The organism is Streptomyces sp. NPDC048411 (assembly GCF_040704695.1).
In the GTDB taxonomy this organism is placed as follows: domain Bacteria; phylum Actinomycetota; class Actinomycetes; order Streptomycetales; family Streptomycetaceae; genus Streptomyces.
Genome location: NZ_JBEZKL010000008.1, coordinates 99830 through 113727 on the forward strand (window position 1 = coordinate 99830; position 13898 = coordinate 113727).

The window sequence follows — 13898 nt, forward strand, 5'->3', positions numbered from 1 at the left end:
GAATCACTCGAACAGCAGTTGTAGGGAGACATCCCGGCAGTGGCGCACCTGCCGCAGGGCGCAGACCGCCGCCGCCGCGCTGTCCGCCCAGATATGCGATGACGTGACCGGGCGGGGCGTGGCACAGTGGCGGCCATGCCTGAGCTCCGTACCCACCTCGTGCGCCCTGCCGTTCTCTCCGACGACACCGCTCTCGGGGAGCTCGACCGTGCCACCTGGTCGACCCTCCACTCCGTACAGCCGCGTGCGAACCCGCCGTACGAACCGTTCTTCGACGACGGCCACCGGCCCGAGCACCTGCTCGTGGCCGAGGCGGAGGACCCGGCGGGCGACATGCGCATCGCCGGCTACATCCGGGTCGTCGCGCCGACCCCGCTCGCCTGCAACACGCATGTGCGCCAGATACAGGGCCTCGCCGTGGCCGACTGGGCGCGCGGCAGCGGTGTCGCCAGAGGTCTGCTGCGGGCCGCGTTGGCGCTGGCCCGCAAGGAGGGGGCGAACCGGATGACGCTGCGGGTGCTCGGGCACAACGCGCCCGCCCGGGCGCTGTACGCATCGGAGGGGTTCGTCGTCGAGGGGGTGCTGCCCGGCGAGTTCTTCCTGGGCGGGCGCTACGTCGACGACGTGATGATGGGCCGTTCGCTCGCCCCGTGACGTTTTACGGTCTCCCCCACGACAGGGAGTGGGGGAGACCGTTACCGCCTTACCCCTTGAACAGCCGCATGCCGCCCATGAGTTCATGCAGGCAGCGCACCGCGAGGACGGCGGGGGAGCCGGCCCCGGCCGTCGGCGCGTCCGTGACCGCCCAGGCCTCCAGCGCCACCCGTACCGCGGCCGTGGCGGCCGCAGCGGCCAGCCGGACCTCCAGCGGGTCCGCGTCCTCACCGGCCAGCCGTGCCAGCACCGGCAGCAGCCGCTCCTCCGAATCCTGATTGACCCGGTACCAGACGGCGCGCAGCGCCGGATCGTCCTGTGCCGCCCGCAGCAGGCCGCGCGTCCAGCCGAGCTGCTCCGTGGCGTGCTCGTCGCGCGGGCTGAGCGCGTCCGTGACCGCACCCTCCAGCGCCTCGGCCAGCGGGATCCCCGGACCGGCCGCGCCGAGCAGGGCGCGCCAGCGCTCGGCGCCGCCGGAGAGCAGCGGCCCCACCGCGTCCTGCTTGGAGCGGAAGTAGCGGTAGAAGGTGCGCAGCGCGACGCCTGCCCGGTGGGCGATGTCCTCCGCCGTGGTGCCGTCCGGCCCGCGCTCGGCGAAGAGTGCGGCGGCCGCGCGCGCAATGTCCAGCTGGGTCGCGGCCTTGCGGCGCTCGGTGAGGGACGGCTGCTGGTGGTTCATTCCCCGCAGATTACCCGGGTCAGGACTCCTTCGTACCGGAGCGGAGTGCGCAGAATGCCATCCTGACAAAACGTGCCACAACGATCCTCGCGCTCAACCTCACCGGCACGTTCCTGATGATCCGTGAGGCGATACCGGCGCTGCTGGCGGGCGACAAGCCGGTCGTCGTGAACTTCTCGTCGACCTCGGCGAGCTTCGCGCACCCCTATATGTCGGCGTACGCGGCGAGCAAGGGCGGCATCCAGTCGATGACGCACGCGCTGGCGAGCGAGTACAGCAAGCAGGGTCTGCGCGTCGTCGCCGTCGCGCCCGGGTCGATCTCCTCCGACATGACCAGCGGCAACGGCCCCGGGCTGCCGGCCGACGCGGACATGTCGCTCTTCACGAAGCTGGCCCCGGCGCTGGGTGAGGGCTTCGCCAGCCCCGACACGGTGGCGGGCGTTGTCGCGATGCTCGGCTCCGAGGACGGTGCGTTCATCACGGGTACGGAGATCCGCGTCGACGGCGGCACCCACTTCTGAACCCGGGTGCCCACAGCGGGGGCGGGGCGGCTCAGCCGGAGCCGAACCGCCCCCAGAGCAGGGGAAAGCGTGCGGCCAGCGCCGCGTCGTCCTCGAAGCGGACGGGGGTGCCCTGCGGCTCGGCGGCCTGCGGTGGAAGGCCGAGGTCCGGCGTGACGACGCCGGTGAGCTGTTCGTACGCCTCGTCGGCCGCATAGCCGAGATCCTCGGCGTCCCCGTCGATCTCCTCGTCGAAATCGTCGAGCAGTTCGGCGAGGCTGTCCGGATCGTGCACCGCCCCCTCGAAGACCTCCCGCCCTTGGCCGATCAGCCAGCACCGGAAGAAGTCGAAGGCGTCGTCGCTCGCGCCGCCGAGCAGCACGGCGGCGGCGCCCCACAGGTCCCAGTGGTACGCGCGGTTGTAGCGGGCCTCGAAGTGCCGGGCGAAGTCCAGCACGGATTCCGGATCGAGCTGCACCAGCCGGTCGACGAGCAGGTCGGCATGGTCCTCGGGGTCACCCCCGGCGGCCTCGCGGGTGCTGTCGATGATCTCCCAGAACTCCGTTTCGTCCATCACTGGTCAAGCATCGGCCTTGGTGGCAGGCGATGCACGCGGAGACACCGAAAAGAGGCCTTCAGCGATAGAGGCCGCTCAGCCGTTCGGCGGCAGCGGCGAAACGGTTCCGCAACGCGGGCGGTTCGAGGACCTCCAACTCCGGCCCCAGGGACAGCAGCTGCTCGTACGCGACCTCCAGGGACTCCACGGGCAGGGTGACGATGCGCCACCCGTCGGTACCGGGTGGCCCGGCCGCGTCCAGTGCGTCCTGGACCGCCGAACGGTCCATGGTGTGCGGCAGTCGGCCTACCCCCGCCTCCGACACCCGTACCGTCACCTCGGTCCGCAGGATCGAGCGGGCGAACCGCGCGGCCTGCTCGTCCCAGAAGCCCGCCAGATCGAAGTCGTCGTCGCGTACGAACCGTTCGTCCGACACGGCCACGGCGGTGAAGCGGTCGATCCGGTACACCCGGAAATCCGTTCCGGCGCGGGCACACACGTACCAGACCCCGGCCTTGAGAACGAGTCCGTACGGTGCCAGCTCCCGCTCGACCTCGCCGCCCGCACCGCCGCGCCGGTAGCGGGCGCTGACCATCCGGTCGTCCCAGACGGCCTCCGCGACGGCGGGCAGCAACTCGGGCGTGACGGGCTCCTGATACCAGCCGGGTGCATCCAGATGGAAGCGCCGGGCGGCGGTGTCGGAGGCGTCCCGCAGCGAGGGCAGCAGCGCGGCGGACACCTTGAGCCGGGCCGCGGACGCGGCGTCCTGGAGCCCCATCTCGCGCAGCGCGGACGGCAGCCCGGAGAGGAAGAGCGCCTCGGCCTCGCTACGGGCCAGCCCGGTGAGCCCGGTCCGGTACCCGCCGACGAGCCGGTACCCGCCGGCCCGGCCCCGGTCCGCGTACACGGGAACCCCCGCCTCGGAGAGTGCCTGGGCGTCGCGGGTGACGGTCCGTTCGGACACCTCCAGCTCCCGGGCGAGCTCGGCGGCGGTCATGACGGACCGGGACTGGAGGAGCAGCACCATCTTGATGAGCCGGGCAGCACGCATGGGGGCAAGTCTGCCGTGCCCGCCAACGCCGGGCTCACGGCCTCCCTCAAGGGCTGTCCCGGAGCGAAAACGCCCTCCGGCTCCGGACAGGCTCGAAGACCGAGCCCGCCCTGAGACGGAGGGCGGCACGGCAGCCGGGCGTACCCGGCTGCCCTCACCTCACAGCCCGTACTTCTCCCGGGCCTCCTTGACCGCGGACGCGGTCACCTCGCCGCGCCGCGCCAGCTGGGCCAGCGCCGCGACCGTGATCGACTGCGCGTCGACCCCGAAGTGGCGGCGGGCCGCGTCACGCGTGTCGGACAGACCGAAGCCGTCCGTGCCGAGCGAGGACCAGTCCTGCTCCACCCACTGGCTGATCTGGTCCGGCACCTGTCGCATCCAGTCGCTGACCGCGAGGACCGGGCCCGGTGCGCCTTCCAGCGCCTGGGTGACGTACGGGACCCGCTGCTCGCCATGGAGCAGCGCCTCGTCGCACTCCAGCGCCTCGCGGCGCAGCTCACCCCAGGACGTGGCGGACCAGACGTCGGCCGTGACACCCCAGTCCGCGGCGAGCAGTTCCTGCGCCTCCAGGGCCCAGTGGATCGCCGTGCCGGAGGCCAGCAGCTGCAGGCGCGGCGCGTCCGCCGTGGCGGGCGTGCCCTCCTTGAAGCGGTAGAGGCCCTTGACGATGCCCTCCTCGACGCCTTCCGGCATCGCGGGCTGCGGCTTCGGCTCGTTGTAGACCGTCAGGTAGTAGAAGACGTTCTCGGCCTCGGGGCCGTACATCCTCCGCAGGCCGTCCTTGACGATGACCGCGATCTCGTACGCGAACGCCGGGTCGTAGTTGAGCGACGCCGGGTTCGTGGCCGCGATCAGGTGCGAGTGGCCGTCCGCGTGCTGGAGCCCCTCGCCGGTCAGGGTGGTCCGGCCCGCGGTGGCGCCGACGATGAAGCCCTTGCCGAGCTGGTCGGCGAGCTGCCACATCTGGTCGCCGGTCCGCTGCCAGCCGAACATCGAGTAGAAGATGTAGAAGGGGATCATCGTCTCGCCGTGCGTCGCGTACGACGTCGACGCGGCGATGAAGTCGGCCATGGCCCCGGCCTCGGTGATCCCCTCGTTGAGGATCTGGCCGTCCTTGGCCTCCTTGTAGTACATCAGCTGGTCGCGGTCGACCGGGTCGTACGTCTGGCCCAGCGGCGAGTAGATACCGGCCGACGGGAACAGCGACTCCATACCGAAGGTACGGGCCTCGTCCGGGACGATCGGTACCCAGCGCTTGCCGGTCTCCTTGTCCCGCATCAGGTCCTTGGCCAGGCGCACGAAGGCCATCGTGGTGGCCATCTCCTGCTTGCCGGACCCCTTCTTCAGCGCGGCGAACGCCCGCTCCTCCGGCTCCGGCAGCGCCACCGCGTGCACCCGGCGGGCCGGGGCAGGGCCGCCGAGGGCGGCGCGGCGCTCCTGGAGGTAGCGCACCTCGGGGGAGTCGGCGCCCGGGTGGCCGTAGGGCACCAGGCCGTCGTCGAAGGCACTGTCCGGGATCGGGAGTCCGAGCAGCTCGCGCATGCCCTTGAACTCGTCGATCGACAGCTTCTTCATCTGGTGGTTGGCGTTCTTGGACTCGAAGCCCTTGCCGAGCGTGTAGCCCTTCACCGTCTGGGCCAGGATCACGGTCGGCGCGCCCTTGTGCTCGACGGCCGCCTTGTACGCCGCGTACACCTTGCGGGCCTCGTGGCCGCCGCGGGAGGTGTAGAAGCACTCGGCGATCTTCGCGTCGGTGAGCAGCTTCGCCAGCTCGGCGAGCGCCGGCTCGGCGCCGAAGAAGTGCTCGCGGATGTACGCGACGTCGCGGGTGGCGTACGTCTGGAACTGGGCGTCCGGGACCTCCCGGAGCCGGCGGACCAGCGCACCGGTGGTGTCCAGCTGGAACAGCTCGTCCCAGGCGTTGCCCCAGAGCGTCTTGATGACGTTCCAGCCGGCCCCGCGGAACGCGCCCTCGAGCTCCTGGACCACGCGGAAGTTGGCGCGGACCGGACCGTCGAGGCGCTGCAGGTTGCAGTTGATGACGAAGGTCAGGTTGTCGAGCCGCTCACGCGCCGCGAGGGCGAGGGCGGCGGTCGACTCGGGCTCGTCCATCTCGCCGTCGCCCAGGAAGGCCCAGACGTGCGAGTTCGACGTGTCCTTGATGTTGCGGTTGGCCAGATAGCGGTTGAAGCGCGCCTGGTAGATGGCCGAGAGCGGGCCGAGGCCCATCGACACGGTGGGGAACTCCCACAGCCAGGGCAGCCGCCGCGGGTGCGGGTAGGACGGCAGACCGTCGCCGCCCGACTCCTGGCGGAAGTTGTCGAGCTGCTGCTCGCTGAGCCGGCCGTCGAGGAAGGCGCGGGCGTAGATGCCGGGGGAGGCGTGGCCCTGGATGTAGAGCTGGTCGCCGGAGCCGTCCCCCTCCTTGCCGCGGAAGAAGTGGTTGAAGCCCGTCTCGTACAGCCAGGCTGCCGAGGCGAAGGTGGCGATGTGGCCGCCCACGCCGAGCCGGGAGCCACGGGTGACCATCGCGGCCGCGTTCCAGCGGTTCCAGGCGGTGATCCGGGACTCCATCTCCAGGTCGCCGTCGAACGCGGGCTCGGCGGCGGTCGGGATGGAGTTGACGTAATCGGTCTCCAGTAGCTTGGGCAGCGCGAGACCGGCGCCCTCGGCGTGCTGCAGCGAGCGGCGCATCAGGTACGCGGCGCGGTGCGGGCCCGCGGCCTTGGTGACGGCATCGAGGGAGGCCGCCCATTCGGCGGTCTCCTCCGGGTCACGGTCCGGGAGCTGGTCGAGCTCGCTCGGAAGCTTTCCTACGGGGTCGGTCATGATCGCCGCCTTCCGGAGAGGAGGGGGGTGGAGAAAGGCCCTGACTGGCAGGACAGGGCGATGGGGCCGGTGGGCCCGCGGAGTGAACTGTAAAACGCTGATCGATGATCGATCAAAGGATGAATGGCAAAACTTCTCGATATGAAGAAATTGGCATCCGGTGCCCTGTTTCACGGCACGGAGTGACGTCAGAAATGGGAAGAATCCGGGCGCTCATCTGTACGGCTGAGCGCCCGGACCACGCATCTGCGTCAGGCGCGCGGGGCGCACCCCAGGACATGCGCCTTCACCAGCGCACCGATGTCTGGGTCCTTGCGCAGGAACGCGTCGATGAGCGCCTCGTGCTCCTCCGCGTACGACTTCTGCACCGTCCCCAGCCACCGGATCGAGAGCGCCGTGAACACCTCGATGCCCAGACCCTCCCAGGTGTGCAGCAGTACGGCGTTCCCGGCGGCCTTCACCAACTCCCGGTGGAACGCCACCGTGTGCCGCACCTGCGCCTCGCCGTCGGCCAGCCGGTCGGCCTCGTACAGCGCCGCCACATGCGGCGACAGCCGCGAGCAGTCCTCGCCGAGCGCCGGAGCCGCCAGCTCCGCCGCGATCTGCTCCAGACCGGCCCGTACCGGGTAGGACTCCTCCAGGTCGGCGGCTGTCAGATTCCGGACCCGTACGCCCTTGTTGGGCGCCGACTCGATCAGCCGGAGGGTCTCCAGCTCCCGCAGCGCCTCGCGCACGGGCGTCTGGCTGACCTCCAGCTCGGTGGCGATCCGGCGCTCCACGATCCGCTCGCCCGGCTTCCAGCGCCCGCTGACGATCCCGTCCACGATGTGCTCGCGGATCTGTTCGCGCAGCGAGTGGACGACGGGCGGGGTCATGAGGGCTCCTTCGGGGAAACCGGTGCTGCCGATCCGACCGGTGCGGGCGAGGCAACCGGTGGTGTCTAAAGGCTGTCCCGTCATCCCTGGCGGGCGCACGGCGACAGCTACGGCACCTCACCGCGTTGTCGGAACACCCGAATACGCCCAGTATGAGGGCGCTCCTCCGCCTTGCGATGCACCGTAGCCGACGCCGTGCGCTGATCCACCAGGGATGACGGCACAGCTCTTAGACAATACGGCGGCGCCCCCGCCCGGAAGGGTTCCGGACGGGGGCGCCGCTGGTGAGGCTGGTTACAACCGTGGTGCTCAGAGGCCGAGCTCGACCTCGAACTCGCCGGCCTCCAGGATCGCCTTGACCGCAGTCAGGTAACGGGCGGCGTCCGCGCCGTCCACCAGACGGTGGTCGTAGGAGAGCGAGAGGTACGTCATGTCGCGGACACCGATGACGGTGCCCTCGGCGGTCTCGATGACCGCCGGACGCTTGACGGTGGCACCGATGCCCAGGATGGCGGCCTGGTTCGGCGGCACGATCACGGTGTCGAACAGCGCACCGCGCGAGCCGGTGTTGCTGATGGTGAAGGTGGCACCGGACATGTCGTCCGGGGTCAGGCCGCCGCCGCGGGCCTTGCCGGCCAGCTCGGCGGTCTTCTTCGAGATACCGGCGATGTTCAGGTCGCCCGCACCCTTGATGACCGGCGTCATCAGACCCTTCTCGGCGTCCACGGCGATGCCGATGTTCTCCGAGTCGAAGTACGTGATGGTGCCCTCGTCCTCGTTGATCCGGGCGTTGATGACCGGGTGGGCCTTCAGCGCCTGGGCCGCCGCCTTCACGAAGAACGGCATCGGGGACAGCTTGACGCCCTCACGGGCGGCAAAGGCGGCCTTCGCCTGGTTGCGCAGCTTCATCAGCTTCGTGATGTCGACCTCGACGACCGAGGTCAGCTGGGCCTGCGAGTGCAGCGCCTTCATCATGTTGTCGCCGATGACCTTGCGCATGCGGGTCATCTTGACCGTCTGACCGCGCAGCGGGGACGCCTCCAGCTTCGGCGCCTTCGCGGCTGCCGGGGCGGCCGCGACGGGGGCCGGAGCGGCAGCGGCGGCCTTGGCGGCCTCCGCGGCGGCGACGACGTCCTGCTTGCGGATACGGCCACCGACGCCAGTGCCCTTGACCGCACCAAGGTCGACACCGTTCTCGGCGGCGAGCTTGCGGACCAGCGGCGTGACGTACGCGCCGTCGTCGACGGCGGCCGGAGCCGGAGTCACCGGGGTGACCGGAGCCGGCGCAGCGACCGGAGCCGGGGCCGGGGCGGCCACGGGCGCCGGAGCGGCGGTCGCCGCCGGGGCCGGAGCGGCCACCGGGGCGGGGGCTGCGGCGACCGGAGCCGGAGCAGCCGGAGCCGGAGCGGCCACGGGGGCCGGAGCGGCCGGAGCCGGGGCAGCCACCGGGGCGGCACCCGCGGCACCGATGACGGCGAGCTTCGCGCCGACCTCGGCGGTCTCGTCCTCGGCGACCACGATCTCCAGCAGCACACCGGAAACCGGGGCGGGGATCTCGGTGTCGACCTTGTCCGTGGAGACCTCGAGCAGCGGCTCGTCCTCCGTGACCTCCTCGCCGACCTCCTTCAGCCAGCGGGTGACGGTGCCCTCGGTGACGCTCTCGCCGAGCGCCGGGAGGGTGACGTCCGTACCGGTCGCGGCAGCGGCCGGAGCCGCAGCCACGGGGGCCGCAGCCACGGGGGCCGCAGCCACGGGGGCCGGGGCGGCGGGGGCCGCCGCGACCGGCGCCGGAGCGGCCACGGGCTCGGCGGCCGGAGCCGCGGCCGGGACGGCCGCACCCGTGCCGTCGTCGATGACGGCCAGCTCGGCGCCGACCTCGACGGTCTCGTCCTCGGCGACCTTGATGGACGCGAGGATGCCGGCGGCGGGCGCCGGGATCTCGGTGTCGACCTTGTCGGTCGAGACCTCGAGCAGCGGCTCGTCGGCCTCGACGCGCTCGCCCTCGGCCTTCAGCCAGCGGGTGACAGTGCCCTCGGTGACGCTCTCACCGAGCGCCGGAAGGGTTACGGAAACCGACATGGTTTCAGTTGCTCCTTACGAAAGTGCGGAAGTGGGTCGGTCGTCGCGCCCGGGACTGGATCAGTCGTGGGAGTGGAGGGGCTTGCCGGCCAGGGCCAGGTGGGCCTCGCCGAGCGCTTCACTCTGCGTCGGGTGGGCGTGGATGAGCTGCGCGACCTCGGCCGGCAGTGCCTCCCAGTTGTAGATCAGCTGGGCTTCGCCGACCTGCTCGCCCATACGGTCACCGACCATGTGGACGCCGACCACGGCACCGTCCTTGACCTGGACGAGCTTGATCTCGCCCGCGGTCTTGAGGATCTTGCTCTTGCCGTTGCCGGCAAGGTTGTACTTCAGAGCGACGACCTTGTCCGCGCCGTAGAGCTCCTTGGCCTTGGCCTCGGTGATGCCCACGGAAGCGACCTCGGGGTGGCAGTAGGTCACCCGGGGGACACCGTCGTAGTCGATCGGGACGGTCTTCAGACCGGCCAGCCGCTCCGCCACCAGGATGCCCTCGGCGAAGCCGACGTGCGCGAGCTGCAGCGTCGGGGCCAGGTCGCCCACGGCCGAGATGGTCGGAACGTTGGTCTGCATGTACTCGTCGACGAGGACGTAGCCGCGGTCCATCGCGACGCCGGCCTCCTCGTAGCCCAGACCCTGCGAGACCGGGCCGCGGCCGATCGCGACCAGCAGCACCTCCGCCTCGAACGTCTTGCCGTCGGCGAGGGTCACGCGGACACCGTCCTGCGTGTACTCGGCGCTCTGGAAGAACGTACCGAGGTTGAACTTGATGCCGCGCTTGCGGAAAGCGCGCTCAAGAAGCTTCGAGCTGTTCTCGTCCTCGACCGGAACGAGGTGCTTCAGGCCCTCGATGATCGTGACGTCGGTACCGAAGGACGTCCACGCCGAGGCGAACTCGACGCCGATGACGCCGCCGCCCAGGACGATCGCGGACTTCGGGACGCGGTCCAGCTTCAGCGCGTGGTCCGAGGAGATGATCCGGTTGCCGTCGATCTCCAGGCCCGGCAGCGACTTCGGCACGGAGCCGGTCGCCAGGAGCACGTGGCGGCCCTGGATGCGCTGGCCGTTCACGTCCACCGAGGTGGGGGAGGAGAGCCGTCCCTCACCCTCGATGTAGGTGACCTTGCGCGAGGCGATGAGACCCTGCAGGCCCTTGTACAGGCCCGAGATCACGTCGTCCTTGTACTTGTGGACGGCCTCGATGTCGATGCCCTCGAAGGTGGCCTTGACGCCGAACTGGTCGGCCTCGCGTGCCTGGTCGGCGACCTCGCCGGCGTGCAGCAGCGCCTTCGTGGGGATGCAGCCGTTGTGCAGGCAGGTGCCGCCGACCTTGCCCTTCTCGATCAGAGCGACGTCCAGGCCCAGCTGCGCTCCGCGCAGGGCCGCGGCGTAACCGCCGCTACCACCGCCGAGGATCACTAGGTCGAAAACGGTGCTGGCGTCGTTCGCCACGTCACGTCCTCCATGCATGTGCGCCGTACGCCGGGCCCCGTCGCTGGGGGATGACCGGCCGGTCGGCTGGTGTTCGGCCGCTTTTGTTATTCGGCCCTGTGGTGGGGGCCCTGTCCTGCCGAGAACCCATCTTCGCACTTGTTGACGGTGGGCGGGACGCGGGGCCCGGGTCCGGGACGGATGATCACCCGTTCCGGATGGTTACTGCTGCGTAGAGATTGGTAGGAGCGGCGCGAAGCACCACGGTGGAAGGGTGAGGGTGGGAGACGGGTGGGAGTGCGGATTTCGTTGAGAGCGAAACCTGTGCGCACGGTGCTGTCGATGCCGACGGGTGAACACGTACGGCCCCGGACGTATGCCCGGGGCCGTACGCACGGAGCATCCTCTAGCCGAGGTCCCCGGCGGCGGTGCGCTCTGCCAGCTTCACCAGCGTGCGGACCGCGGAACCGGTGCCGCCCTTCGGCGTGTAGCCGTACGGCGCGCCCTCGTGGAAGGCCGGACCCGCGATGTCCAGGTGCGCCCAGGTGATGCCCTCGCCCACGAACTCCTGCAGGAACAGACCGGCCACCAGGCCGCCGCCCATCCGCTCACCCATGTTGGCGATGTCTGCGGTCGGGGAGTCCATGCCCTTGCGCAGGTCGGCGGGGAGCGGCATCGGCCAGGAGGCCTCGCCGACCTCCTCGGCGATCTCGTGGATGGACGTACGGAAGGCGTCGTCGTTCGCCATGATGCCGAAGGTGCGGTGGCCCAGGGCCAGGACCATCGCTCCGGTCAGGGTCGCCACGTCGACGATCGCGTCCGGGTTCTCCTCACAGGCGCGGGTCAGCGCGTCGGCGAGGACGAGCCGGCCCTCGGCGTCCGTGTTCAGCACCTCGACGGTCTTGCCGCTGTACATGCGCAGCACGTCACCCGGGCGGGTGGCGTTGCCGGACGGCATGTTCTCGGCGAGCGCCAGCCAGCCGGTGACGTTGACCTGCAGGCCGAGACGGGCGGCCGCGACGACGGCCGCGAACACGGCGGCGGCGCCGCTCATGTCGCACTTCATCGTCTCGTTGTGACCGGCCGGCTTCAGCGAGATGCCACCCGAGTCGTAGGTGATGCCCTTGCCGACCAGGGCCAGGGTCTTCTCCGCCTTCGGGTGCGTGTAGGCGAGCTTCACCAGGCGGGGGCCGTGGGTCGAGCCCTGGCCGACGCCCAGCAGACCGCCGAAGCCGCCCTTGACGAGCGCCTTCTCGTCGAAGACCTGCACCTTGATGCCGTGCTCCTTGCCGGCGGCCGTGGCCACGGCGGCGAAGGACTCGGGGTACAGGTCGTTCGGCGGGGTGTTGATCAGGTCGCGGGCGCGGTTGATCTCCTCGACGACCGCGGTGGCACGCTCTGCGGCCGCCTTGAACGCCTTGTCGCGCGGCTTGGTGCCGAGCAGGGCGACCTCGGCGAGCGGCAGCTTGGCGCCGTTGCCGTTCTTCTTGTCCTTCGGCGCGAGCTTGTTCTCGCCGCCCTGGTACGCGGTGAAGGCGTACGCGCCGAGCAGTGCGCCCTCGGCGACGGCCTCGGCGTCCTCGACGGACGTGATCGGCAGCGCGAAGCCGGCCTTCTTGGAACCGGTCAGCGCACGCGCGGCGGAACCGGCGGCCCGGCGCAGTGCCTCGCCGTCGAACTCCGCGTCCTTCTCCGGGACCGGACCGAGTCCGACCGCGATGACGACCGGGGCCTTGAGGCCGTCCGGTGCGGGGAGCTTGGTCACTTCGCCCTCGGCACCGGAGGCGCCCAGGGTCTCCAGGACGGTGGCGAGCTTTCCGCCGAACGCCTTGTCCACGGCCTCGGCGCCCGGTGCGACGACCGGGCCCTTGGCTCCCTTGGCGACGCCGACGACAAGTGCGTCGGCGCGCAGCGTCGCCGCACCGGCAGTGCTGAGAGTGAGAGCAGTCACGGTGGTGAAATCTCGCTTCCGTTGAGTTCGTTGTCGGTCGAGGGGTGGGCCGACCGTGCCCGGCGCATCGTAGACGCCGCCGCAATGTGCCGGGAATGAGCCTACGCGCGCCTTTGCTGCGGGATCACGGCGGCGGGCCGTCTGCGGCCCGTTCCGGCGGCAGGGCTCCGGCTCCCGACCGGGCCGCGACGGCGCAACTGGCCCGGGAAGTAGGGTCGGTCGGAGGTGTCGGAGCGAGTGGGGGAGAGCGATGCGCGCCCAGCGGGCTGCACGCAGGACGAGACCGAAGTCGGCGGCGCCGGTCGTCGTACTGATCCTGTCGGCGGTGCTGGCCGGCTGTACCTCGGCGCCTCGAACCACCTCCGCGGGGCGCTGGCAGCCGAAGCCGGGCACCGACTGGCAGTGGCAGCTCTCCGGCCGCCTCGACCCCACCGTGGACGTCCCGGTGTACGACATCGACGGCTTCGAGCACGATGCGCAGGCGGTCGCTGATCTGCACCGCCGTGGCCGCAAGGTCATCTGTTACGTGTCCACCGGCGCCTGGGAGGACTTCCGCCCGGACGCCGGGAAGTTCCCCGCCTCGGTCCTCGGGAAGGGCAACGGCTGGCCGGGCGAGCGCTGGCTCGACATCCGCCGCACGGATCTGCTCGGGCCGCTGATGGAGTCCCGGATCGAGATGTGCGCGAAGAAGGGCTTCGACGCGGTCGAGCCCGACAACATGGACGGCTACCGCAACCGCACGGGCTTCCCCCTGACCGGCGCCGATCAGCTGCGCTACAACCGCCTCGTCGCCCGCATCGCCCACCGCCACGGACTCGCGGTCGGGCTGAAGAACGACCTGGACCAGATCCCGCAGCTGGAACCGGACTTCGACTTCGCGGTCAACGAACAGTGCGCCCAGTACGACGAGTGCGCGGGCCTCACCCCGTTCATCGAGGCGGACAAGGCGGTGTTCCATGTGGAGTACGAGGTGCCGGTGGCACGGTTCTGCCCGCAGTCGACGAGGCTGCGTCTGAGTTCGCTCCGCAAGAAGTACGACCTGGGTACCTGGCGCCGGAGCTGCGCGGCGAGCCCGTCCGCGGATTGAGGAGAAGACGGAAACCGGGCCGCCCCGTACCAGGGCGTGTTTCGAAAGTCCCGCCTGCCAGACGCCGCCTGGCCCGCACGCTCGCTGCGTTGTCGGGCTCGCCCCGATACGCTCCCGTCGGCCGGCACTACGAGGGCGTGCCCATGGACCCCGGCGACCCGCTGGTGGCCGACTTCGACCCCAGGACCCTCACCGAGGGCGACGCGAAG

10 protein-coding genes and 1 pseudogene are annotated in these 13898 nt (G+C 70.7%); 3 read left to right on the top strand and 8 right to left on the bottom strand.

Features of this window, described 5'->3' with window-relative positions; translation table 11 throughout:
- Window positions 1–135: 135 nt before the first annotated feature.
- Window positions 136–654 carry a GNAT family N-acetyltransferase gene (locus AB0915_RS05355; RefSeq protein WP_366689823.1) on the top strand — a complete coding sequence of 173 codons (519 nt, stop codon included), beginning with the start codon at window positions 136–138 and terminating at the stop codon, window positions 652–654.
- Between the two features lie 49 nt (window positions 655–703).
- On the opposite strand, the gene AB0915_RS05360 is transcribed toward AB0915_RS05355, so the two are convergent.
- The gene (locus tag AB0915_RS05360; protein WP_366689824.1) at window positions 704–1333 is read right to left on the bottom strand and encodes a TetR family transcriptional regulator; all 630 of its coding nucleotides are present in this window, start codon (window positions 1331–1333) and stop codon (window positions 704–706) included.
- Window positions 1334–1410: 77 nt separating this feature from the next.
- Here AB0915_RS05360 and AB0915_RS05365 point away from each other — a divergent pair.
- Window positions 1411–1854 (top strand): annotated as a pseudogene (locus AB0915_RS05365) (SDR family oxidoreductase); the annotation flags it as partial.
- A gap of 31 nt (window positions 1855–1885) precedes the next feature.
- Here the strand turns inward: AB0915_RS05365 and AB0915_RS05370 are convergent.
- The 7 genes from AB0915_RS05370 to AB0915_RS05400 all read right to left on the bottom strand — a co-directional run bounded on the left by AB0915_RS05370 (window position 1886) and on the right by AB0915_RS05400 (window position 12602).
- Complete coding sequence (locus AB0915_RS05370) at window positions 1886–2407, bottom strand: DUF4240 domain-containing protein (protein WP_366689832.1); 522 nt, start codon at window positions 2405–2407, stop codon at window positions 1886–1888.
- A gap of 61 nt (window positions 2408–2468) precedes the next feature.
- The gene (locus AB0915_RS05375) at window positions 2469–3440 is read right to left on the bottom strand and encodes a WYL domain-containing protein (RefSeq protein WP_366689825.1); all 972 of its coding nucleotides are present in this window, start codon (window positions 3438–3440) and stop codon (window positions 2469–2471) included.
- 159 nt (window positions 3441–3599) lie between these two features.
- Window positions 3600–6269 (bottom strand): pyruvate dehydrogenase (acetyl-transferring), homodimeric type, encoded by a 2670-nt coding sequence (aceE, locus tag AB0915_RS05380; protein WP_366689826.1) that lies wholly within the window; start codon window positions 6267–6269, stop codon window positions 3600–3602.
- A gap of 251 nt (window positions 6270–6520) precedes the next feature.
- Window positions 6521–7144 (bottom strand): GntR family transcriptional regulator, encoded by a 624-nt coding sequence (locus AB0915_RS05385; RefSeq protein WP_366689827.1) that lies wholly within the window; start codon window positions 7142–7144, stop codon window positions 6521–6523.
- Window positions 7145–7453: 309 nt separating this feature from the next.
- Window positions 7454–9223: a 2-oxoglutarate dehydrogenase, E2 component, dihydrolipoamide succinyltransferase gene (gene sucB / locus AB0915_RS05390; protein WP_366689828.1), complete on the bottom strand. Its 1770-nt coding sequence runs from the start codon at window positions 9221–9223 to the stop codon at window positions 7454–7456.
- A 60-nt stretch (window positions 9224–9283) separates the two neighbouring features.
- The gene (gene lpdA / locus AB0915_RS05395) at window positions 9284–10672 is read right to left on the bottom strand and encodes a dihydrolipoyl dehydrogenase (RefSeq protein ID WP_358858442.1); all 1389 of its coding nucleotides are present in this window, start codon (window positions 10670–10672) and stop codon (window positions 9284–9286) included.
- A gap of 385 nt (window positions 10673–11057) precedes the next feature.
- Window positions 11058–12602 carry a leucyl aminopeptidase gene (locus tag AB0915_RS05400; protein ID WP_366689829.1) on the bottom strand — a complete coding sequence of 515 codons (1545 nt, stop codon included), beginning with the start codon at window positions 12600–12602 and terminating at the stop codon, window positions 11058–11060.
- 250 nt (window positions 12603–12852) lie between these two features.
- Between AB0915_RS05400 and AB0915_RS05405 the strand changes: the two genes are divergently transcribed.
- Window positions 12853–13689: an endo alpha-1,4 polygalactosaminidase gene (locus AB0915_RS05405; RefSeq protein ID WP_366689830.1), complete on the top strand. Its 837-nt coding sequence runs from the start codon at window positions 12853–12855 to the stop codon at window positions 13687–13689.
- Window positions 13690–13898 lie beyond the last annotated feature (209 nt).

Coding starts and splice junctions, on each gene's coding strand:
- AB0915_RS05385 (WP_366689827.1), bottom strand. CDS start 7,144: ATGACCCCGCCCGTCGTCCACTCGCTGCGCGAACAGATCCGCGAGCAC.
- AB0915_RS05375 (WP_366689825.1), bottom strand. CDS start 3,440: ATGCGTGCTGCCCGGCTCATCAAGATGGTGCTGCTCCTCCAGTCCCGG.
- AB0915_RS05360 (WP_366689824.1), bottom strand. CDS start 1,333: ATGAACCACCAGCAGCCGTCCCTCACCGAGCGCCGCAAGGCCGCGACC.
- AB0915_RS05370 (WP_366689832.1), bottom strand. CDS start 2,407: ATGGACGAAACGGAGTTCTGGGAGATCATCGACAGCACCCGCGAGGCC.
- aceE (WP_366689826.1), bottom strand. CDS start 6,269: ATGACCGACCCCGTAGGAAAGCTTCCGAGCGAGCTCGACCAGCTCCCG.
- AB0915_RS05405 (WP_366689830.1), top strand. CDS start 12,853: ATGCGCGCCCAGCGGGCTGCACGCAGGACGAGACCGAAGTCGGCGGCG.
- AB0915_RS05355 (WP_366689823.1), top strand. CDS start 136: ATGCCTGAGCTCCGTACCCACCTCGTGCGCCCTGCCGTTCTCTCCGAC.
- sucB (WP_366689828.1), bottom strand. CDS start 9,223: ATGTCGGTTTCCGTAACCCTTCCGGCGCTCGGTGAGAGCGTCACCGAG.